The sequence below is a fragment of the Clostridium sardiniense genome, assembly GCF_016907995.1.
GTDB lineage: Bacteria > Bacillota > Clostridia > Clostridiales > Clostridiaceae > Clostridium > Clostridium sardiniense.
The window spans coordinates 48868-72202 of sequence record NZ_JAFBDA010000010.1; the positions used below are offsets into that span (position 1 = coordinate 48868).

General features: G+C 27.8%; 17 protein-coding genes. 16 read left to right on the plus strand and 1 reads right to left on the minus strand.

Features of this window, described 5'->3' with window-relative positions:
* The first annotated feature begins 354 nt into the window (after nucleotides 1-354).
* The 4 genes from JOC62_RS10050 to JOC62_RS10065 all read left to right on the plus strand — a co-directional run bounded on the left by JOC62_RS10050 (nucleotide 355) and on the right by JOC62_RS10065 (nucleotide 3226).
* The gene (locus JOC62_RS10050; protein ID WP_204595137.1) at nucleotides 355-666 is read left to right on the plus strand and encodes a hypothetical protein; all 312 of its coding nucleotides are present in this window, start codon (nucleotides 355-357) and stop codon (nucleotides 664-666) included.
* A gap of 297 nt (nucleotides 667-963) precedes the next feature.
* Nucleotides 964-2316 (plus strand): PTS sugar transporter subunit IIC, encoded by a 1353-nt coding sequence (locus JOC62_RS10055; RefSeq protein WP_204595138.1) that lies wholly within the window; start codon nucleotides 964-966, stop codon nucleotides 2314-2316.
* A 160-nt stretch (nucleotides 2317-2476) separates the two neighbouring features.
* Complete coding sequence (locus JOC62_RS10060; RefSeq protein ID WP_204595139.1) at nucleotides 2477-2962, plus strand: DUF3284 domain-containing protein; 486 nt, start codon at nucleotides 2477-2479, stop codon at nucleotides 2960-2962.
* A gap of 36 nt (nucleotides 2963-2998) precedes the next feature.
* Nucleotides 2999-3226, plus strand: a complete 228-nt coding sequence (locus tag JOC62_RS10065; protein ID WP_204595140.1) for a hypothetical protein — start codon at nucleotides 2999-3001, stop codon at nucleotides 3224-3226.
* Between the two features lie 49 nt (nucleotides 3227-3275).
* Here JOC62_RS10065 and JOC62_RS10070 read toward each other — a convergent pair whose 3' ends face one another.
* The gene (locus JOC62_RS10070) at nucleotides 3276-4511 is read right to left on the minus strand and encodes an aminopeptidase (protein WP_204595141.1); all 1236 of its coding nucleotides are present in this window, start codon (nucleotides 4509-4511) and stop codon (nucleotides 3276-3278) included.
* A 171-nt stretch (nucleotides 4512-4682) separates the two neighbouring features.
* Here JOC62_RS10070 and glsA point away from each other — a divergent pair, with 171 nt between their 5' ends.
* The 12 genes from glsA (at nucleotide 4683) to JOC62_RS10130 (ending at nucleotide 22982) form a co-directional block, all read left to right on the plus strand.
* Complete coding sequence (gene glsA, locus JOC62_RS10075; RefSeq protein WP_204595142.1) at nucleotides 4683-5600, plus strand: glutaminase A; 918 nt, start codon at nucleotides 4683-4685, stop codon at nucleotides 5598-5600.
* Between the two features lie 107 nt (nucleotides 5601-5707).
* Nucleotides 5708-8299 carry a DNA polymerase I gene (polA, locus tag JOC62_RS10080; RefSeq protein WP_204595143.1) on the plus strand — a complete coding sequence of 864 codons (2592 nt, stop codon included), beginning with the start codon at nucleotides 5708-5710 and terminating at the stop codon, nucleotides 8297-8299.
* 18 nt (nucleotides 8300-8317) lie between these two features.
* A complete protein-coding gene (gene coaE / locus JOC62_RS10085) occupies nucleotides 8318-8917 on the plus strand; it encodes a dephospho-CoA kinase (protein ID WP_204595144.1) in 600 nt (199 codons plus the stop codon).
* A gap of 14 nt (nucleotides 8918-8931) precedes the next feature.
* Nucleotides 8932-9474, plus strand: a complete 543-nt coding sequence (locus JOC62_RS10090; protein WP_204595145.1) for a lytic transglycosylase domain-containing protein — start codon at nucleotides 8932-8934, stop codon at nucleotides 9472-9474.
* Between the two features lie 63 nt (nucleotides 9475-9537).
* The gene (locus JOC62_RS10095) at nucleotides 9538-10662 is read left to right on the plus strand and encodes a glycosyl hydrolase family 8 (protein WP_341534803.1); all 1125 of its coding nucleotides are present in this window, start codon (nucleotides 9538-9540) and stop codon (nucleotides 10660-10662) included.
* Nucleotides 10663-10847: 185 nt separating this feature from the next.
* Entirely contained in the window at nucleotides 10848-13004 is a 2157-nt protein-coding gene (locus tag JOC62_RS10100; protein ID WP_204595146.1) for a YhgE/Pip domain-containing protein, read from the plus strand.
* A gap of 77 nt (nucleotides 13005-13081) precedes the next feature.
* A complete protein-coding gene (locus JOC62_RS10105) occupies nucleotides 13082-14032 on the plus strand; it encodes an alpha/beta hydrolase (protein WP_204595147.1) in 951 nt (316 codons plus the stop codon).
* A gap of 192 nt (nucleotides 14033-14224) precedes the next feature.
* Nucleotides 14225-16261 (plus strand): glucose-specific PTS transporter subunit IIBC, encoded by a 2037-nt coding sequence (ptsG, locus tag JOC62_RS10110; RefSeq protein ID WP_204595148.1) that lies wholly within the window; start codon nucleotides 14225-14227, stop codon nucleotides 16259-16261.
* Nucleotides 16262-16391: 130 nt separating this feature from the next.
* Nucleotides 16392-18371 (plus strand): sensor histidine kinase, encoded by a 1980-nt coding sequence (locus tag JOC62_RS10115; RefSeq protein WP_204595149.1) that lies wholly within the window; start codon nucleotides 16392-16394, stop codon nucleotides 18369-18371.
* The gene (locus JOC62_RS10120) at nucleotides 18337-20370 is read left to right on the plus strand and encodes an ATP-binding protein (protein WP_204595150.1); all 2034 of its coding nucleotides are present in this window, start codon (nucleotides 18337-18339) and stop codon (nucleotides 20368-20370) included. The genes JOC62_RS10115 and JOC62_RS10120 overlap by 35 nt, the downstream gene beginning before the upstream one ends.
* 59 nt (nucleotides 20371-20429) lie before the next feature.
* The gene (locus JOC62_RS10125) at nucleotides 20430-20930 is read left to right on the plus strand and encodes a TspO/MBR family protein (RefSeq protein ID WP_204595151.1); all 501 of its coding nucleotides are present in this window, start codon (nucleotides 20430-20432) and stop codon (nucleotides 20928-20930) included.
* Between the two features lie 90 nt (nucleotides 20931-21020).
* Entirely contained in the window at nucleotides 21021-22982 is a 1962-nt protein-coding gene (locus tag JOC62_RS10130; protein ID WP_204595152.1) for a DNA topoisomerase, read from the plus strand.
* Nucleotides 22983-23335: the final 353 nt, after the last annotated feature.

Genomic DNA, 23335 nt, shown 5'->3' on the forward strand with positions numbered 1-23335 from the left:
TATTAAAAATAGTGATAAATTATATAGATAAGCATAAAAATATACAGAGATTCTATATGATGCATATAAAAAGTTTACAAAAATGAACAAAGATTTACAATTTGTTCAATAAAGCATTTACAAAATAGGGTGAATTATGTAAAATTATAAATATAAGGACAAAGGCTCTTAGAAATAAGTAAAAAATTTAAAAAGATAAAATTAAAAAAGTTGTTAATAAATAATGTTAAAAATTAACAAAAACATATACACCTTATTAATATTATGATAAAATTGTAAATAATAACAAAATTATCTAATATGGTTTATTTATTAAGCAATACTTAAGTTTATAAATAGAATGGGGATGGAAATATGAATAAGGTGTTAGTTTTATCAAAAGGGACAAGTCAATCAAAATCATTTGAAAGAGTTATAGTTGAGCATACTAGAAAAGAAAATTTATTAATCGAATGGATATTTACAAATGATTCTAATATGAAAGATTACCTAAAGGATGAAGATATAGCAGTTACTCTAATATCACCAGAGATGATGCTTGTGGAGGATAAATTAAAGGCAGAATTGGATAGTAAAAGTTTACCATATATAGTTTTAAAACCAGTTGATTTTGGGCTAAAAAGAGTAGAAAAGGTATTACCATTATTAGAGCCATATTTTAATTAAGTTTTAGTAAAAATTAGATTAAGAGATCTTTGTTAAATTTATTTGCAAAGACTTTATTATATATATAAAGTAATAAAATTTTATAGGGTGAAAATTATAGGAATTATATTTAGGCTTATATAATAAATTTATTATATAAGCAATGTAAAAGATTACAAATGATCTTTTACACATAAAGGGTTTAAAAATTAAAGTAGTTATGTATATTTTCTAATGCTTAAATGATTTGACGACACTCTAATCAGTAAGAAAGGAAATATTCATATAAATATTATTAATTTTTAAGGGGGAACCGAAATGGGATTTATGGACAGATTTGCTACTTGGCTTGAAAAAGTTATGATGCCGATTGCATCAAAGTTAGGTAGCCAAAAACACTTAGCTGCGCTAAGAGATGGATTTATTGCTTACTTACCAATTTCTTTAATTGGAGCTTTTGGAACTATGTTCCTAAACGTTTTACTAAAACCGGACTCATTAGTTGGAAAAAAATTAAATGAAATGGATGCATGGGCATCTTCAGTACAACCTGTTATTGATAAGTATATATCACCTGTATTTACTGGTATGTGGTGGGGAACGCTTGCAATGACAACAATTTTCTTACTTATAACTGTTGCTTATGCATATTGTAGATCACAAGATGTTGATCCATTAGCTGGGGCTACTGTAGCAGTTGCTGCATACTTAGCTATGGTACCAGATACTTTAAAAGGTGTTATTGTAAAGATTGATGATGTTGAACATGCTGTAGACATTTGGGGGAATATATCCTGGGCATCATTTAACTCAACTGCTATGTTTGCAGGACTTGTTGTTGCTCTATTATCAGCACAATTATTCTGTTATCTTACTAAAAAAGGCTGGGTTATTAAAATGCCTGATCAAGTACCACCAGCTGTTTCAAGAGCATTTTCAGCTGTTATACCAGCTATAGTAACTGTATTTGTATTTGCACTTATTTCAATGTTGTTTATTTCATTTATTGGAGTAGATTACAAAACTTGGATTGATAAAACAATACAAGAACCTTTAACTAAGTTTGGACAATCACCATTCGCTTATATCGGATTAATTACATTATCACAATTCTTCTGGTTCTTCGGATTACATGGTCTAAACATGGTAGAACCAGCTCTTAATACTATGTATTTACCAACATTAAATGCTAATATAGAAGCAGTTAACCAGGGTAAAGAGGCTATACACATATTTACTAGAAACTTTGTTGACGTATACGCTATGCCAGGCGGATCAGGTGGTACTTTAGCATTACTTTTAGCTATATTTATATTCTCTAAGAGACAAGAAAGTAGAGAACTGGCTAAATTAGCAATTGTACCAGGTGTATTCCAAATTAATGAACCTGTTATATTTGGTTTACCAATAGTATTAAATCCAATTTACTTCATTCCATTTGCTATAATACCAGGTATATTATGTACTATAGCATATTTTGCAACGCAAGCTGGACTGGTATCTAAGATAAGTGCATTTATTCCATGGACTTGTCCACCAATACTGTCAGCATTCTTAGCAACTAATGGAGATTTTAGAGCTACACTTTTAGCATTATTACTATTTATACTTGCACTAGTAATATGGGCTCCATTTGTTATAGCCGCAAATAAAATTGGAAATAATGAATAATAAAATTAATTTAATGAGAAGTGCATAAGCTTTAAGCTTATGCCTTCTTTAAATTATAAAGTTAAAAAAACTCTTATTGAAGATTATAACGATATTATATAATATTATAAATAAAGGAGTATTGTAGTATAATTTTAGACTTTAACTTGGGAGGAAAATTATGAGTTTTAAAAATACAGTAGAGTTAAATTATCCAGTAGAGGAAGTATTCAATATATTTATAAAGACAGCTAAAAGGGATTTTCCAAAATTTAATGAGAAGAATCCAATAGGATGTGCAGTTACAAAAAAGACAGGTGCATATTCTAATAAGAAAGTTGATATAAGAGTTGAGATAACAGATTTTAAAAAAAATGAACTTTATCAAATAACATCTGTTAGAGATAAAATGATGTTTGTTTCAACATATACTTTTGAGAAAACAGAAGATAATAAAACTTTATTTTCATTAGAAGAAAGTGATAATACAACAGGAATATTTGGAAGTATAAACGCATTTATGCAAAACTTCTTATTTAAAAAGAGAATAAAGAAAAGATTTTCTTTCTTGGTTGATGGGCTTGAAAATGAGATAAAAAACTTTAGAGAAAAGGTAGAATCTCATTCAAAGCCAAAAGAAGATAAAGATAAGATTAGCGTAGAATAAAATTAAAATAGTATAAAAATTCTCTAGAGAGGTAGTATGGATATAAAAAATTATTTGAAGTATTATAAGATGATAGAAAATCTTAAAAAGGATAAAACCAACGTCACATTTAAGCTTAATGGTTCTGGTGATAAAGCTTATAATGTTAAATTAGAAGGTGGAAAGATACCAAACGGGGAAATTATTGAAGAAACTTCAAACAATTTAAAAGACTTACTTAATAGAGTATATAAAAATTATAATATATTAAAGAGAAAGCTGTAAGAACACAAGTCTTACAGCTTTTTAATTTTATAGGAATAATGAGTTGATTTTAGAAAGTGAAGTTACCACCCTTAAATACTTGAACTTCTTTTCCATCTGCAGTTATACCCAATATATCTAAATCTTTTGAACCAATCATAAAATCTACATGCGTTAATGATACGTTTGATGAAGCTTTAATAAGTTCTTCATCATTCATATCTTCGCCACCTTTTATGCATGATGGATAAGCTTTACCAACAGCTAAATGACATGATGCATTTTCATCAAATAAAGTATTATAGAATAGGATATTTGAATTTGAAATTGGTGAATCGTATGGTACAAGAGCAACTTCGCCTAAATATCTAGCACCATCGTCAGTATCTAAAAGTTCTTTTAATGAATCGTAACCTTCTTCAGCAGTGAAATCTATAATTTTACCATCTTTAAAAGTGAAAGAGAAATTATTTATTAGATTACCACCATAATTAAGAGGCTTTGTAGAATGTACTATTCCATTTATTCCATTTCTTTTTGGCGTTGTAAATATTTCTTCGGTTGGCATGTTTGCAATAAATTCAACTGATCCTTTAGTAAATTCTGAACCACCTGACCATATATGATTTGGAGCAAGTTCTAGTTCTAAATTAGTACCTAAAGAATTTTTAAATATTAGCTTTTCAAAATTGTAATCTTGAAGAGTTTTTATATTTTCTTTTAATTTATTACAATGATCTTGCCATGCTTTATTTGGATCTTCAGAGTTTAATCTCATAACAGAGAAAATAGCATCCCATAATTTATTTATAGCTTCATCTTCAGAGACATCTTTAAATACCTTAGTAGCCCATGCCTTAGTAGGAAGTGAAATAACGCACCAAGCATTTTCATTATTCATTAATTTATTGGAATAATTTCTAAGAGCTATATTTTTAGCTTTACTTGAACTACTTATTTTTTTAGAATCTATTCCCTTAAATAATGAAGGGTCGCTTGCTGAAATAGAGATAAAAGAAGCTCCATTATCGACGAAGTAATTGTATTTATCGATTTCATATTGAGGGACATTTGATAGTGTCTCAACTGTTGCATTCTCAAATCTTATTCTTGTAAATAGTTCATCAGAATAATTTATATATACATCTTTTGCACCAATTTTAAATGCTTCTTCTGATAGAAGTCTTGCAAAGTTAGAACATTCTATTGGTGAGCTAATAAATAATAGTCTATCTTTTTGAAGATTAACACCTTTAGATACAACTAAATTAGCATATTTTTTTAATAAGTTTTCAAAGTTATTCATTTTAAGAACACCTCCTAAATTTTAAATATTATTTTACCATATAAAGTAAAGAATATGCAAAATAATGTGTAAATAAATAAGAAGTATATTTCTTGTAAGTAAACTTAATAAGTAATATAATATATTTACTTGAATTTGTTTAATTAAGTAAGAAGAATGGAGTGCTTTAACATGTTTGATATACTACAACGATTAGTAGATAAAAATAAAGTCTACGGCAAAGAAGGGAAGCTAGCTTCATATATTCCGGCATTATTAAAGGCAGATGTAAATGATTTAGGCATTGCAATAGTAAATTTAGATGGAGATGAATATTTCGCGGGAAATTGTGATAAAAAATTTACAATACAAAGTATTTCAAAAATAGTAGGTTTAATGCTTGCGTTACAGGATAATGGAAAAGAAAATGTTTTTAAGAAGGTTAATGTTGAACCAACAGGTGAAGGGTTTAATTCAATAGTTAAATTAGAAACAACTGAAACAGGTAGACCATATAATCCTATGATTAATGCAGGCGCAATAGTTACAACTTCTCTTATAAAAGGAAGAACAGAAGAGGAAAAACTAAAAAAACTTATAGGGTTTATGAAAAAGGCTACAAATAATCCTAATATAACTATAAATGAAGAAGTTTATATATCAGAAAAGTTGACAGGAAATAGAAATAGAGCATTAGCGTATTTTATGAAAAGTAGCGGAATACTAGATGGGAATATTGAAGAAGTTTTAGATCTTTACTTTAGACAGTGCTCTATAGAAGCAAATGCAAAGGATTTAGCTAGACTTGGAGCAGTTCTTGCAAATGATGGTATTATACCATGGAGTGGCGAAAGATTAATTGATAAAGAAATCTGCAAAATAGTCAAGTCTATAATGGTTACTTGTGGTATGTATGATGCTTCAGGAGAATTTGCAGTAAGAATAGGAATACCAGCTAAAAGTGGAGTTGGTGGAGGAATTATTGCGTCAGTTCCTAAGAATATGGGAATTGGAGTATATGGTCCGGCCTTAGATGAAAAGGGAAACAGTATAGCTGGACTAAAAGTATTACAAGATCTATCTAGAGAACTAGATCTTAGTATTTTTTAATATCTATGTTACTTTTGTTATAATTTGAAGTGTTATAATGGAGCATCTAGGATATAATTATAAATATAATCACAGAAATGAGCTTAAGGCTTAGATAGGGAGGAACTATGAAAAAGTTACTTATATTAGATTCAAACTCACTTATGAATAGAGCCTTTTATGCATTACCCCCTCTTACAAACAGTGAAGGGGTTCACACTAATGCAATATATGGTTTTACAAATATGTTATTAAAAATGAAGGATGATATAAATCCAGATTATATAGTTGCAGCTTTTGATAAAAAAGCACCAACTTTTAGACATAAAGAATATGGGGATTATAAAGCTGGAAGAAAGAAAATGCCAGAAGAACTTGCAGAGCAATTCCCATTAGTTAAAGAATTATTAGCTTTACTTGGCATAAAGATATATGAATTAGATGGATTCGAAGCTGATGATATAATTGGTACAACTGCTAAGGTAGCAGCCGATGAAGGTATGGAAGTGTATGTTGTTACAGGAGATAAAGATGCACTTCAACTTGCAGATGAAAATATAAATGTTGTTATTACTAAAAAAGGAGTATCAGAAACAGCTGAGTACAATAAAGAATCATTCATTGAAGAGTTTGGAGTTACTCCAACACAATTTATTGATGTTAAGGGGCTAATGGGAGATAAATCAGATAATATACCAGGTGTTCCAGGGGTTGGAGAAAAGACTGCATATAAATTAATAAAAGAGTATGGTTCAGTTGAGGAAGTGCTTAAAAATATTGATAATATAAGCGGTAAGAAGATAAAAGAAAATCTTGAAACCTATAGTGAACAAGCAATATTTAGTAAAAAACTTGCTACAATAATGACTGAAGTTCCAATAGATAATCTGATAGAAGATATAAGCAATGAAAATATAATTAATAAAGAAGGATTAAAAGAGCTATTAATAAAGCTTCAAATGAAATCTTCTCTTGTAAAATTTATAGGGGAAGAAGAAAGAGTAGAAGTAAATACTAAAGAGATAGAGTCTTTAGAGAGTATAAAAGAATTATTAAAAGAAGATAAAACTTACTACATAGCTTATTTAATAGAGGAAGCTGCCTTAAACTCAAAAAGAAAGTTAAAAAAAATATACTTTGGTGAAGATAATAATGGAGTATCATTTGATTTTGAAGAAAGTATAAAAAGGGATGAAAAGGAAACTTTAGTAATATTAAAGTCTTTCTTTGAAGATAAAAATAAGAAAAAAGTAATACATGATGCTAAAACATTAATTAAAATATTAAGTAGAATGGATATAACAATTGAAAATTTTGATTTTGATACAGCAATAGCTGCATACATTATAGATTCTTCAAAGGGACAATATCCATTAAATGAAGTTATAGCAACATATATTGGTGATGAAATTAAAAAAGGTGAAGAAGGATTAATAGAAGGGGTAAGCTATATGCACGCCTTATATAAAGTTCTTAAGGATAAAATTAAGAATGAAGATATGGAAGAACTTTATTATAATGTAGAACATCCGTTGATAACTGTACTTGCAGATATGGAAGAAGAAGGATTTAAAGTTGATGAGAATGTTTTAGATGAACTTGCAGTAAAATTCAAAAAGGAAATTGAAGTAGTTCAAAGTGAGATCTATGCTCTTGCAGATGAAGAGTTTAATATAAATTCACCAAAGCAACTTGGTAAAATTTTATTTGAAAAGTTAGACCTTCCTGTTATAAAGAAAACTAAAACAGGATATTCAACTAACGTAGATGTTTTAGATAAATTAAGAGATAAGCATCCTATAATAGATAAAATAACTTATTATAGACAGATGACTAAAATTAATTCTACTTATGTAGAAGGAATGAAAGCTTTAATAGATGTAGATGGTTCAATTCATAGTAGCTTTAATCAAACTGTAACAACTACAGGGAGATTATCAAGTACAGAGCCAAATCTTCAAAATATTCCTATTAGATATGAAATGGGAAGAGAAATAAGAAAGATTTTCATAACTAAAGAAAAGTCAGATAAACTTTTATCTGCCGATTATTCACAAATAGAACTTAGAGTTTTAGCTCATATAAGTGGAGATGAAAATATGATAAATGCCTTCAAACATCATAGCGATATCCACACAAAAACAGCTTCAGAAGTATTCAATGTTCCAATAGATGAAGTAACACCTTTAATGCGTTCAAGTGCAAAGGCAGTTAACTTTGGGATTGTATATGGAATAAGTGATTTTTCACTTGCACAAGATCTTGGAATTACTAAAAAAGAAGCTTCAGAATATATGAGTATTTATTTTGATAGATATCCTAAAATAAAGGAATACTTAGACAACATAATAAAAGACTCTAAGGAAACTGGTTATGTAACTACAATCTTAAATAGAAAAAGATTTATACCAGAAATTAAATCATCAAATAAGATTGTTAAAGCATTAGGGGAAAGACTTGCTATGAATGCACCAATTCAAGGGAGTGCAGCAGATATAATAAAAATAGCAATGATTAATGTATTCAATAGGCTTAAGAAAGAAAATCTAAGAAGTACATTAATACTTCAAGTACACGATGAACTTATACTAAATGTAGAAGAAGATGAATTTGATATAGTGGAAAAATTAGTAAAAGAAGAGATGGAAAATGTTTATAAACTTAGTGTTCCACTAGATGTAGATGTGAATTTCGGTGATACATGGTATAGCACTAAGTAAAGGAGGACATGGTTTAACATGATAAGAATTGGGCTTACTGGTGGAATTGGTACAGGAAAAAGCACAATATCTTTAATGCTTAAAGAAGCTAAATTTAAAGTGATTGATGCCGATATTGTTGCAAAGGATGTTTTAGTAAAATATCCTGAGATATTAGATAAAGTTAGAGTAGAATTTGGGGAAGGTTTCTTTGATTGGAGAGGAGACTTTAGAAGGAAGGAATTTGGTAATCATATATTTAGATTTCCAAAGCAAAGAATAAAGTATGAAAACATAATACTTCCTTATATAAAAAGTGAAATAATGAATAATATAGAAAAGCTTCAAAGTGAAGGGGAAAAAATAGTAATTGTAGATGCTCCTACATTGATAGAGACAAAGCTTCATGATGAGATGGATTATGTTATACTGGTTACAGCAGATAATTCAACTCAACTTCAAAGATTAAAATCTAGAGATAAATTAAGTAATAATGATGCATTAAATAGAATAAATGCTCAAATGACTCTAGAAAAAAAGAAAGACTTTGCAAATATAATAATAGATAATAATAAAGACCTATTATATGCTAAGGAGCAGGTAGACGACTTTATAGATTTTATAAATAAAGTAATTTAACAAGGAGCTTTAGGATGAAGTTTAAAAAAGTGATAATCTGGTTGATTATTATAGTAGTAGCATTATTAGGAATAAAATTTGGAGTTAAAAAATATGCTTTTCCATATAAGCATAAAGAGGTTATTGATAAATATAGTAAGGAATATAACTTAGATCCGTTATTTGTGTTGTCTATAATTAAGGCTGAAAGTAAATTCAATCCAAATGCTCATTCCCATAAAGATGCTTTTGGATTAATGCAAATTACTGAAAGTACTGGGAAATGGATTGCAGAACAAATGGGAATGAAAAATTATTCAACTGATATGCTTTATAATGAAGAAACAAATATAAAAATGGGATGTTGGTATTTAAATAACTTAAATGATGAATTTGGGGATAGAGATTTAGTAATATCAGCGTATAATGCTGGAAGAGGTAATGTTAATAAGTGGCTTAAGGATCAAAATTATTCAAAGAATGGCAAAGACATTCATTACATACCATTCCCAGAGACTAAGAATTATGTAGATAAAGTAAATATCTACTATAAGGTTTATAAATATCTATACGAATAAAACATAGCTGATTATTTTTATAATCAGCTATATATTTTTAAGGAAAAGTAGGTGTATAAAGTTGTGAAAAAGAAAAAGATATTCAATTATGGAATAGGATTTTTTATTTTATTAATTTTACTTATAATTGCAAAGGCTGCTATGCCTTATGTATTGCCGGTTGATAGTGGAGTTACTTATAGTAATAATCAAGTATCAGAAAGAGAAGGACTCCTTCTAAACTTTATAGATTCAAAGCTAACTAATAAAGAGGGGGGAATAAAGACAAATTATAAAAATATAAAATCTGAGGGAGATATTACTAAAGGGGATGCTGTCTTATCTGAATCAGAGGGGATGATGTTATTATATTATCTAGAGAGAGATGATCAAGAATCATTTAATAAGACATTAAAGTATATTGAAGATTATATGATTTTGCCAAATCATTTAGTTTCATGGAGAGTTACAGGAACAGAGAAAACTAAAACATCAGCAACCATTGATGATTTAAGAATAGTAAAATCACTTCTTCTTGCTAATGAAAGATGGGGTGACTTTAAATATAGAAAGCTTGCTATAAGTATTTCAAGGGCAATAAAGGAAGATTTGTTAGATCAGAGTTTATTAAGTGATTTTAATGATGGATATAATAAAAGTGATGTAACAACTCTTTGCTATATTGATCTGCCTACAATGAAATATTTAAGTAATATAGATTATAATTGGAAAAAGATATATGGTGCATCACTTAAATTATTAGATGGTGGATATATAAGTAATGAAGTACCATTATATAGAAAGGCTTATGATAGGAAGACTAGAAAATATGATGATGAGAATGTTGATACACTTTTATCATTAATATGTATATTAAATAAAGCAGAGGTATCTCAAGATGTCTCAACTAGTGTAAATTGGCTTACTGAAAAATTAAAAAAGGATGGAGCAATTTATGCAACATATAATCCGAGCACAGGGAAAGGAACTTCTGATATACAATCGACTTCTATATATAGTCTACTAGTTAGAATAGGAAGTAAAACTGGAAACCAAGATCTATACAATATAGCATTAAAAAAACTTAAAGAGTTTCAGGTAATGGATAAAAATAGTGCTATATATGGAGGTTACGGTGATACGAAAACACTTCAAGTATATTCGTTTGATAATTTAAATGCATTACTTGCATATAGAGATATAAGATAAAGTGGAAATATCATCCTAATAAATATTATTTATTAGGATGATATTTTATTTTTATATAATAGTGCATACTAATTAAGAAAATACATATAAAATTAATTTAAAAAATGCAAAAATAATTAATGACTTTTAGTCATTAATTATGTTATAATCGTTACATTAACAAAATATGAAGAAAGGAATGCTTTATGAAAAACGTTTTTAAGATTTTTACAAGAGATATAAAAAAGATAGTTACAAATTGGGTTGCAGTAATTGTAGTATGTGGACTTATAATACTTCCATCATTATATGCATGGTTTAATATAAAATCTTCATGGGATCCATATGGGAGTACGAGTGGAATAAAAGTAGCTATAGTTAATGAAGATAAGGGATCTGAATTTAATGATAAAGAAGTAAATGTTGGTAAGCAAGTGATTGAAGAACTTTCAAAGAACCATGATATTGGTTGGCAATTTGTAAATAAAGAAAAAGCTGATAATGGAGTTCGTATGGGAGATTACTTTGCAAGTATTATAATACCAGATGATTTCTCAAAAGATTTAATATCACCAACTTCAGATAAAATAGTAAAACCAAAACTTATATATACAGTAAATGAATCATCAAATGCAATAGCTCCAAAGATAACAGATAAAGGAGTTCAATCTTTAAAGGCACAAGTTGATGATACAGTATCAGAAACAGTAAATGGGGCAATATTCAAAGCGTTAAATAATGTTGGTATAGAGTATGAATCATCTAGAGACAAGATTAGAGATGCAGTTGATTTAATATATAAAATAAATGATAATATGCCACAAATAGAAGATTTAATAAATAAGGCTTATGATGGAACAATTACAATAGATCAAATGCTGGCCAAAATAGATAAAATTATGCCTCAAGTTGACAATACCTTAAAGAATGCAGATGATGCCTTAAATAAGGGGAAGAGTTTTATTGAAAAGTCAAAAGAAAGCTTTAATAGTCTTGCTCCTATAATAAAAGAGGATTTAATTTTTGGAAAAGATTTATTAAATGGTGCAAGTGAAATTCTAGGAAATGTATCTGAAGGTTATGATAAAGAAACATTACTTAAGGTTTTAACCAATGTAAATAATAAATTAACTACAGTCGATAAAACATTAAACTCAGTTATAGATATGTTAGAATCTATAAATAAAGTAGGAAATAAGGATTCAATATCGAATACTATTACTAGACTGAAAAATATTGAAGGAAAGCTTTCAAATCTTATATCTGAAATAAACAAAGATATTGGTTTGGTAAATAATAATACTATATTACAACCAGAAAGTATTAAGAAATTAAATAATAAAATAGACTCAATATCATCAGAGATCGGAAATATAATAGGAAGTTATGATAGTAACATTGTACCTGGAATAAACGGTGCTTTAGATAAACTAGATGGAATGTCTAAGGATGCATTAGGACTAATTGATAGTACTCAAAAGGTTATGCCAGACGTTAAAAATGTATTATCATTGCTTTCAAAAGGAACAAAACTTACAAATAAAGAACTTGCAAAAGTTAAAAAAGAGTTCCCAGAATTTAAAAAGACATTTAGTAAAATGGTTGCAGATATAAAGAAGGTAGATAAAAAAGCAGACATAGATGAAATTCTTAAAATCATTACAGGGGATTGGAAAGAAAAGACTAGTTTCTTAGTAAGTCCAGTAGAGATACAAACAAATAGATTATTCCCTGTACCGAATTATGGTTCAGCAATGTCACCATTTTATACAACATTGGCACTTTGGGTTGGAGGATTAATACTTGTATCAATATTAACAGTTAGCGTGAAACCTTTTGAAGATGGAATAGTTCCATCTCCTAGGGAAGTATACTTTGGAAAGTATTTAACGTTCCTTACTATAGGAATACTTCAAGGTGCTGTTGTAACACTAGGAGATATATTTATACTTAAAACTTATGTAATGCATCCAGCATTGTTTGTATTACTTGGAATGTTTATAAGTGTAATATTTATAACAATTATATATTCAACTGTCTCTGTTTTTGGAAATGTTGGTAAAGCTATATGTATAATATTCCTAGTGCTTCAAGTTGCAGCATCAGGAGGAACATTCCCAGTAGAAGTTATGTCAGGGTTCTTTAAAGGAATAAATCCATTCCTGCCATTTAAATATGCAATTGAAGGAATGAGAGGTTTAGTTGGAGGTATAGTACCAGAACTTATGCAAAGAGATATAATAATATTAGTTTCTGTTGCTATAATTTTCATATTGATTGGTATATTCTTTAAGAAGATCATGAATAAAGCAAGTGCAAACTTTATTAAAAAGCTTAGAGAAAGTGATATTGTAGAACATTAATTTTGACTTAAAGAGACTGTTTTTAATTTACAGTCTCTTTATTTTTAATTAAAATAAATTTATATGGAGGGGGAAATATGAGTATTAATAATTTTAAATTTAAAGATAGTTTAGGAAAAGAAATACATGTATATAAGTGGGTTCCAGATGGAAAAATAGAAATTAAAGGAGTAGTTCAAATAGCACATGGCATGGCTGAGACTGCAGAAAGATATGATTATTTTGCAAGAAGACTTAATAAAGAGGGATATGCTGTATATGCTAACGATCATAGAGGTCATGGGAAAAGCGTATCTAGCAAAGAAGAACTTGGGTATATTGGTGATGATAGCAGTTTTAAATTAATGATAGCAAATATGAAAGAATTAAATGACATTATAAAAAAAGAGTATAGAGAACTCCCTATAATATTATTTGGGCATAGTATGGGATCATTCTTAAGTCAAAGATATGCACAGATATATGGGGAAACAATTAAAATGCTGATATTATCAGGAAGTAATGGAAAACCTAATCCTATAACTAAGGTAGGAAGAAAAATAGCTAAAATTGAAATGAATTTAAAAGGAAGAAAAGCTAAAAGTCCACTTATGGACAAGTTGTCCTTTGGAGATTTTAATAAAACTTTTGAGCCTGCAAGGACTCCATATGATTGGATATGCGGAAATGAGGAAACTGTAGATGAGTATATAAATGATGAATATTGTGGATTTATATGTACTACATCTTTTTATCATGATCTAATAGACGGAATATGGAGTATTCATGAAGGCGATAATTTTAATAACATAAGAAAAGATATTCCCATATATATATTTGCAGGTGATAAAGATCCTGTAGGGTATTTTGGTAAAGGAATAGTCAATTTATATAATTTATATAAAAATATAGGTGTTAAAGATATACAATATAAGTTATATAAAGATGGAAGACATGAAATGTTAAATGAGAAAAATAGAGATGAAGTAATAAATGACATAATAATATGGATTAAAGATAGAGAAAATAAACTATTTAATATAGTTTAAGATATAAGGTACTATATATTAGTAGATGATTGTATGAAATAATGCAAAGTTAAGTTTGTAATTATTATAAATGATCATCTATTTTTTTATTTGAAAGTAGATATTATATTTTATGGATACTTTATCCAGTGTAAATAAATAGAAAGATGGAAAAAATAATCTTGCCATAAATATAGAAAGGAGAATAGAGAGATGGGTAAAAAGATTTTTGGAGTATTACAAAGAATCGGTAAGGCTTTGATGTTACCAGTAGCTCTTCTTCCAGCAGCAGGATTATTGTTAGCTTTTGGGAATTTATTTATGAATGAGGCTCTGTTGGTAAATGCACCATATTTAAGAGCTGATTGGATACAATTAGTTGCAAGTGTGATGGAGCAATCAGGAAATATAATATTTGCAAATTTACCATTAATATTTTCTGTTGGTGTTGCTATCGGATTATCTGATGGTGATGGTGTTGCAGGACTTGCAGCTATTGTAGGATTCTTAATTATGAATGTTTCTATGGGAACATTTGTGGGGGTAACAACTGATATGCTGTCAGATCCTATGTATACTACTGTTGTGGGAGTACCAACCCTTCAGACGGGAGTATTTGGTGGAATAATAATGGGACTTATAGCATCGGCTATGTATAATAAATTTTATAGAATTGAATTACCACCATATTTAGGTTTTTTTGCAGGCAAAAGATTTGTACCTATTATTACTGCGGCATTAGGAGTAATAATAGGTGTAATCATGACATTTATATGGCCACCTATACAAGAAGGGTTATTTTATGTTTCAAAAAGTATGATATATGCTAATCCTACTGTAGCATCATTTATATTTGGAGTTGTCGAAAGAGCACTTATTCCATTTGGACTGCATCATATTTGGTATAATCCTTTCTGGTATCAATTTGGAGAGTATGTAGATAAAGCAGGACAATTGATTATGGGAGATCAGAATATATTCTTTGCACAATTGAAAGATGGAGTACCATTCACAGCAGGAACATTTATGACAGGTAAATTCCCATTTATGATGTTTGGACTTCCAGCAGCAGCACTTGCTATATATCAAGAAGCTAAACCAGAGCATAAGAAGGCAGTAGCTGGTATTATGGGGTCAGCAGCACTTACATCATTTTTAACAGGTATTACTGAACCACTAGAATTCTCATTCCTTTTTGTTGCACCTATATTATTTATTATACATTGCTTAATGGCTGGACTATCATTTATGACCATGCAGCTTTTAAATGTTAAAATAGGTATGACCTTCTCAGGAGGAGTAATTGACTTTATATTATTTGGAGTAATACCCAATAGAACACCGTGGTATTTAGTTATAGTTGTAGGTATAATTTATGCATTTATATACTATTCAGTTTTTAGAGTATTAATTAAAAAGTTTAACTTAAAGACTCCAGGTAGAGAAGATGATAATGAAAGTATAAGTACAACAAATATAGAAGGTGCTTCTCTTGCGACAGAAGTATTAAGGGCCTTAGGTGGGAAAAAAAATATTAGTAATTTAGATGCTTGTATTACAAGACTCAGAGTAATAGTAAATGATATATCAGAAGTAGATAAAGAGGAATTAAAAGCTCTGGGTGCAGCTGGAGTTATGGAAGTTGGAAATAATATTCAAGCAATATTTGGACCGAAATCTGATATATTAAAAGGTCAAATAAAAGAGATAATGGCAGGTAAAATACCAACAGAAAAAAAATTAGAAAATCACGATGAAATAAAAGATATAAGGGATAAAAATCTTGAGGATATACCGGAAGATATATTAGCCCCACTTACAGGAAATGTTATAAGAATAGAGGATGTACCTGATAAGGTCTTCGCAGAAAAGATGATGGGTGAAGGATTTGCAATAGAGCCATTAGGAAATATTGTTTCAGCTCCTGTTGCTGGAGAAATAACATCACTATTTACGACTAAGCATGCAATAGGAATAACTAGTGATAATGGGTTAGAAATTCTTATTCATGTTGGTATGGATACTGTTTCATTAAATGGAGAAGGCTTTACACCCTATGTAAAACAAGGAGATAGAGTTAAAATCGGAGATAAACTTCTTTCTGTAGATTTTGATATCATAAGAGAGAAGGTACCATCAATTGTAACACCAGTAGTCTTTACTAACTTAACAGAGAATAATAAAGTGGAGATTAATTATGGAGAAGTTACAGAAGGTAAGGATGTAGTTGCAGTAGTAATTAAAAAATAGTAAAGAAATTTAGAAAAAATAGGATGGATAATAGAACCTAGTCGAATTTAATTTGACTAGGTTTTGTTTATAAAAACTTCACATAATAGGAAAAATAAAGTAAAATATATATTATATAGGAGGGGAAAAAATGGAGCTTGAGAAGGAATTAAGGGATATTATATATATTAATAAGAGATTTTTTATAAGTATAGTTGTTATATCCTTTGTTATATATATATGGTTATATGTATTTCTTATGATTTTTATAGATGATAATGTTCCGGTATTTGATTTTATAATAAAAGCATATTATGTTGTAGTATCTTGTTGCGGATTACTTTTAACCTATTCTAATGCAAATATATCAGAAAGTAAAATCTTTGAGGCGTTATCAGTCTATTTTGTTTTTTTTATTATAGTAATGATGAATTTACTTACAATAGATATTCCACATACTTTTTTTAGATTTAGACCTGGAATTAATGGCTTATCTTATAAATATACATTATTTATAGTAGGGGCCTTATCAACAGTATCTGTATATCGGTATATAGCTAATAGACGTGTAAATGTAATATTTAGTATGTTTATAATAGTAAGTAGTGGATATTTAGCATATATTTTGGAATCAAATAGATTATTTTGGGTTTTGTTAATTGTTGTAATTTTAACGTGTATTTTAGTGAATATATATAATATATATAATATATCTAAATATAAGCTATATATAAATAATAAAATAAATTATTTATATTCATATGCTATTTTGGCATCTATAATGAATACGCTAACAGTTATAATGCTTTTTGGTGAAAATATTTTTATAAGATATATAATTAATTTACTTATATTTATATCAGTATCGATACTATTTATCAGTACTATATACAAAATTATAGATACACCATATAAATTGTTATTTAAAGATTTATATGAAAGTAATGAAAAACTTAATTCTATTAATTACGATATTTCATTAAAAAATGATGAATTAGAATTTTCACATAATTTAATTAGAAGAAAGGAAATTATGTTTAAGGAATTCTTTAGAAGTATACCAGTACCTATAATTATATTAAGTGACAGTACACATAGAATAATTTATTGTAATAAATCTTTTTTGAATCTAATTAAAGAAGAAGATATTAAGAATGTTATAAATAAAAAAGTAAATAATTTTATTTCTTTAGATGAAAGGGAGAGGGGAAATGATGAGATAGCATATAATAAAAATATATATAGAGGAAGAATAGAGAAAGCCGGACAGACAAGATACCTAAATATAGAATTTATAGATAAAAATAAAGAGAATGGAGAAATAATATTAGGTATAAGTGACATAACATCTAAAGTTGATATGAGCTCTATGAAAGAAAATTTGGAGAGAAAGTTAACGCAGGAAGGTATAAAAAGAGATTTTCTTTCAAATATAAGTCATGATTTAAAAACTCCTATAAATGTAATATATTCAGCACTTCAGCTTGAATATATTTTTGTGGAAAATAAAGATATACAAGCATTACTTAAGTATAATAATATATCAAAAAAGAATTGTCTTGCCTTAATAAAACTTACAAATAATCTTATAGATAGTAGCAAGATTCAATCAGATTACTTATTTCCGACCTTAGAGATAATAAATATAGTGGAATTTGTTGAAGATACAGTAAATAGTTTGATTTTCTATGCTAATGAAAAAGATATAGAGCTTATTTTTGATACTGATAATGAAGAGATATATTCTTACTTAGATGAGGAATTTATGCAAAGGATTTTATTAAATTTAATATCAAATTCTATAAAGTTTACTAGTAAAAATGGAAAAATTGAAGTAGGAATTTTTGAAAATGGAGATTTGGTTGATTTAGTTATACAGGATAATGGCATAGGCATGGATAAAGAATTTATTGATAAAATTTTTATGAAGTATGCTATGGGAGAGAATAACGATGATGTGTCAGACAAGGGAAGTGGAATAGGATTATTTGTTGTTAAAAAATTAGTAGAATTACAAAAGGGAAATATAGTTATAGAGAGCAGCAAAGGACAAGGAACTAAAATTACTATAACATTTAAAAGGGAGTTTATTTCAAATGAGAATGAAATGTATGAATTCGAAATTATGTAATAATAGATTAACATACTCACTTAATGGTGCAATAGCTATATTATTAATATTATTAATTATATATTATATAACAGGGTCATATCCAATGTTTTATAATATGTTAAATGTATCATGTGCATCCTTTGGAATATCTCTTGCAGTAATAGCAATAATTAGGAAGAGTTCTAATTATTATAATTACATAGGAATTGGATTCTTATTTATAGGATTAATTGAATTCTCGCAAGTTTTCATAAGTAAGTTTGGAATTCATATCTTAGAAAATATGGGGTTGTATATTACTTTTACAATAAGTGAGATATTGGGAATATTAATATTACCTGTTTCATTTATATTAATGAAACATAAGGTCGATAATAAAAAATCCATTATTACATATTTTGTGATTACTATAATATCTAGTATATTGGGGATTTTTCTATATGATTTAAGAGAGATTGATGAATCTTCAGTATTCATAACAGTACTTCTTGTACAATTTATCTTAATAATTCTTTTAATAATATTATTAAATAGAATTAGAAAAAAATATAAGGAAATTAAGTATAAATATATATTCCTTTATTTTATACTTATGAATATGTATCATTTGTTACTTAAAATATCTTATATATATACATGTAATTTTGCTTTTGAAGCATATGTAGTAAAGTATGTAGCGTATTTTTCTATATATGAAGGTATAACTAGTAATATCTTAAGTCTGATGTATACACAAATGAAGGAAAATTTATTAAAAGTAAAAAAGAAGCAAAGTGAATTAAATTTAAAATTAAATCAAAGGAATGTAATTTTAAATGAATTAAATACAATAAATATTAAAAGTGAAAAAAGATACTATGATTTAATAGAATCATTTAAAGATGGGATTATAACATTTAATATGGGGAAGATTACTTACGTTAATAATGAGGCTGTAGATATGTTAGGTTTTAGATATAAGGGAGAATTATTAGGAAGAGATTTCGATTACGTATTAGATAATTTAATAGAAAAAGAGAGTATAGATAGTAGCTTAATATTAGAAGGTAGTGATGTTAGATTATTTGGTAATAATCTTGAAAAATTATATAGATTTAATAGTAAAAGTAATAACTTAAAAGAGTTAGAATTATATTTAGTTAAAAACAGAGAAAAAAGAGAGATAGTGTATATAAGAGATATTACAGATAACAATGTATATAATAAGATTAGAGAAAGGTATGAAGATTTTGTAAGACAAGAAGATATAAAAAATGAATTTTATTCTAATATATCTCATGAGCTGAGAACTCCAATAAATGTTATAAATTCAGCCCTTACATTAAATGAAATATATCTTAAAGATAACAATATTAATAGTGTAAGTAAAAATAATGATATTATAAGACAAAATTGTTTGAGACTTATAAGAACAATAAATAATTTTATTGATGCAAATAAGATTTCAGAAGGGTATTTAAAACCTAATAAGAAAATCTATAATATAGTCGAAGTTGTTGAAGGAGTATCCATTGCAACAAGTAAGTATGCAAAGAAAATTAATAACTCTATAATATTTGATTCAGAAGAGAGCGAAATATATTTACCTGTTGATAGAGATATGATTGAAAGAGTAATACTTAATTTATTATCTAATAGTGTAAAACATGGAGAACGAAATAGAAACATAAAAATTAATATGTATTCTAAGAAAAATTATTTATATATAATAGTTAAAAATTATACAAAAATTATTGATGAAGAAGAGAAAAAATATATCTTTGATCAGTTTACAAAGTTAAATAAATCATTAAATAGACAAAAAGAAGGTAGTGGTCTTGGATTATTTTTAAGTAAAACAATTATAGAATTACATGATGGAAGCATAGAATTTGAATCAGAAAAGGCTCAAGGAAATAAGTTTATAATAAAGCTTCCTATTGTAGAGGATATAAGAGGGTATGAGCCAGGAGAGAGTGTTGAGATAGTAACGTTAGATAAAAAGGTTGATGTTGAGTTCGCAGATATATATATTTAAGAATAATTAACTTATATTAAGTATATTATTAATATTAAAGATGTACTTTGAGGTGAGTTATGAAAAATATATTTAAGGTAAATGACAAATTTAAGATTATACCATTTATTATATCAATATTAATTCCAGTAGGTGGAGGAGTATTGGTAGGATATATTACAAAAGATTCTATGGCTTTGTACGAAACTCTTGCAAAACCTAAATTTTCACCACCAGGATGGCTGTTTGGCATTGTATGGCCTATTCTATATATACTTATAGGGTTTGCTCTATACAGAGTATATATGATTCTTAAAGAAGAAAAAAGGAGTTATGGAATTTTAATAGTGTATTTTATTCAGCTTTTGATTAATTTCTTATGGCCTATATTATTCTTTAATTTAAAATTGTATGGACTATCAGCAATTAATATAATCATACTTATAATTTTAATAATAATATGTATAATAAAATTTATAAAGATTGATAAGATATCATCAGTATTATTAATTCCATATTTAATTTGGTGTGGTTATGCAGCCTATTTAAACATAGTAATTTGGATGATAAATGAAATGTAAAACATTATATTTGGAAAAATAATAATTTCATAGTATAATTTTAATAGACCTTCTTTTTGAAGGTTTATTTTCTTTAGAAAGGAAATAATTATGGGAAAAGCTTTATTTGTAGCAGAAAAACCTTCAGTAGCAATGGATTTTGTTAAGTTACTAAAGGTAGATGGAAAAAGAAATAATGGATATATAGAGAGTGACAAAGCAGTATTTACTTGGTGTGTAGGACATATGGTGACTATGTCTTATCCGGAGGCTTATGATGAAAAGTTAAAATACTGGAATTTAAAGGACCTTCCATTTTTACCTACGGATTATAAATATGAGGTAATAAATTCAGCTAAAGGTCAATTTAATGTAGTTAGTAAGTTGTTAAATAGAAGTGATATTGACAAAATATATGTATGTACCGACTCGGGAAGAGAAGGGGAATATATATACAGGTTAGTTGATGATTTATCAGGTAATCCAGAAAAAGAAAAACTACGTATATGGATTGATTCTCAAACTGAGGAAGAAATAAAAAGAGGTATTAAGGAAGCAAAGCCTCTAAAAGAGTATGACTCTTTAGCACACTCAGCTTATTTAAGAGCAAAGGAAGATTACATAATAGGAATTAATTTCTCAAGACTGTTAACACTTATATATGGAAGACAGGTATCTAACATATTAAAGAAAGATAAGAATTCAGTTGTAGCTGTCGGAAGAGTTATGAGCTGTGTTTTAGGAATGGTTGTTGATAGAGAGAGGGAAATTAGAAACTTTAAAAAGACATCATTTTATAAGATTGCAGGAAGTTTTAGTAGAGAAGAGAAGGAGGAAGATATACAGAGTGAATGGAAAGCTTTAGAGAAGTCTAAATATAAGGATTCACCTAAATTATATAATGAAGGTGGATTTAAGAAAAAAGAAGACTGCGAAAATCTTATTAAGGAATTAGAGGTTTTAGAAGAAGGAATAATATCAAATATAAAAAAGACTAAAGAAAATAAAAATGCACCACTTTTATTTAATTTAGCAGAGCTTCAAAATGAATGTTCTAAGAAATTTAAAATAAGTCCTGATGAGACCTTAAAGCACCTTCAAACTCTATATGAAAAGAAGATGGTGACATATCCTAGAACTGATGCTAGAGTATTATCTACAGCAGTTGCAAAGGGAATTAAGAAAACAATATTTAAGTTATCTAAAATAGATATAGGAGAGGATTTAAAGAATGCTACTAATGCTATATTAGATAATAACTGGGATAAAACTATACTAAAAAGTAAGTATGTTGATGATAAGAAAATCACAGATCACTATGCTATAGTTCCAACTGGAGAGGGAAGTTCTATTATAAATTCTTTAAAAGAAATAGAGAGAAAAATGTATTTCTTAATACTTAGAAGATTTATAGCTATATTTTATCCTAAAGCACAGTATAGTAAGCAAGCGATAACTATAACTGTAGGTGATGAATCTTTCTATACAACAAAGAAGGTATGTATTGAAAGAGGATACTTAGATATATTAGATAGCAAAAAGGAAGACGGAGCCGATGAATTCCCTAAAGATTTAAGAAAAGGTCAAAAGGTTAGTATAAATTCTTTAGAAATGAAAGAGGGGGAAACTAGCCCTCCAAAGAGATTTACGACAGGTTCAATAATAATAGCTATGGAAAATGCAGGTAAGCTTATAGAAGATGAAGAACTAAGAGAGCATATAAAAGGTGCAGGTATTGGAACTTCAGCAACTAGAGCTGAGATATTAAAAAAGCTCATGAATATTGATTATGTAAAATCGAATAACAAAACACAAACCCTAACACCAACAGAGCTTGGTGAGATGATTTATGAAGTAATAAATGCATCTATACCATCTCTTTTAAATCCAAAGCTTACAGCATCATGGGAAAAGGGGTTAAAACTTGTACATGAAAAAAGCATACAGCCTGAGGAGTTTATGGTTAAGTTAGAAGCTTATACAAAGAAATCAACATATACAGTTTTTAAAGAGAATAGAATAGGATTATTAAATAGAAAACTTTTAGAAGTCAAAAGTGTATATAGTAATTAAGTAGTAAAAAGGATTTTACAATATTATGTAAAATCCTTTTTGTTATGTTATAATAAAGGCAATTTTAATATTAAGTATTTAAGGTGTGTTTGTATGAGGTGTATTAGTTATAGAGGACAATAAAGAATTAGCTTATACAATGAAAGAGGGATTAGAGAAGATATATCAAATGGAAAAAATGAAATAATAACTAGTCTGGAGACTTTAGAAGATTTTGATAAGTTATTTCCAAGTGGTGAGTCATCTGTGTATGCAGATGAAGTGAGGGGGATGAACAACGGAAGGCTTATGTTTATAAAATAAAAAGATAAGAAAAAAGAAACCTAAGAATTTTAGGTTTCTTTTTTACAAAT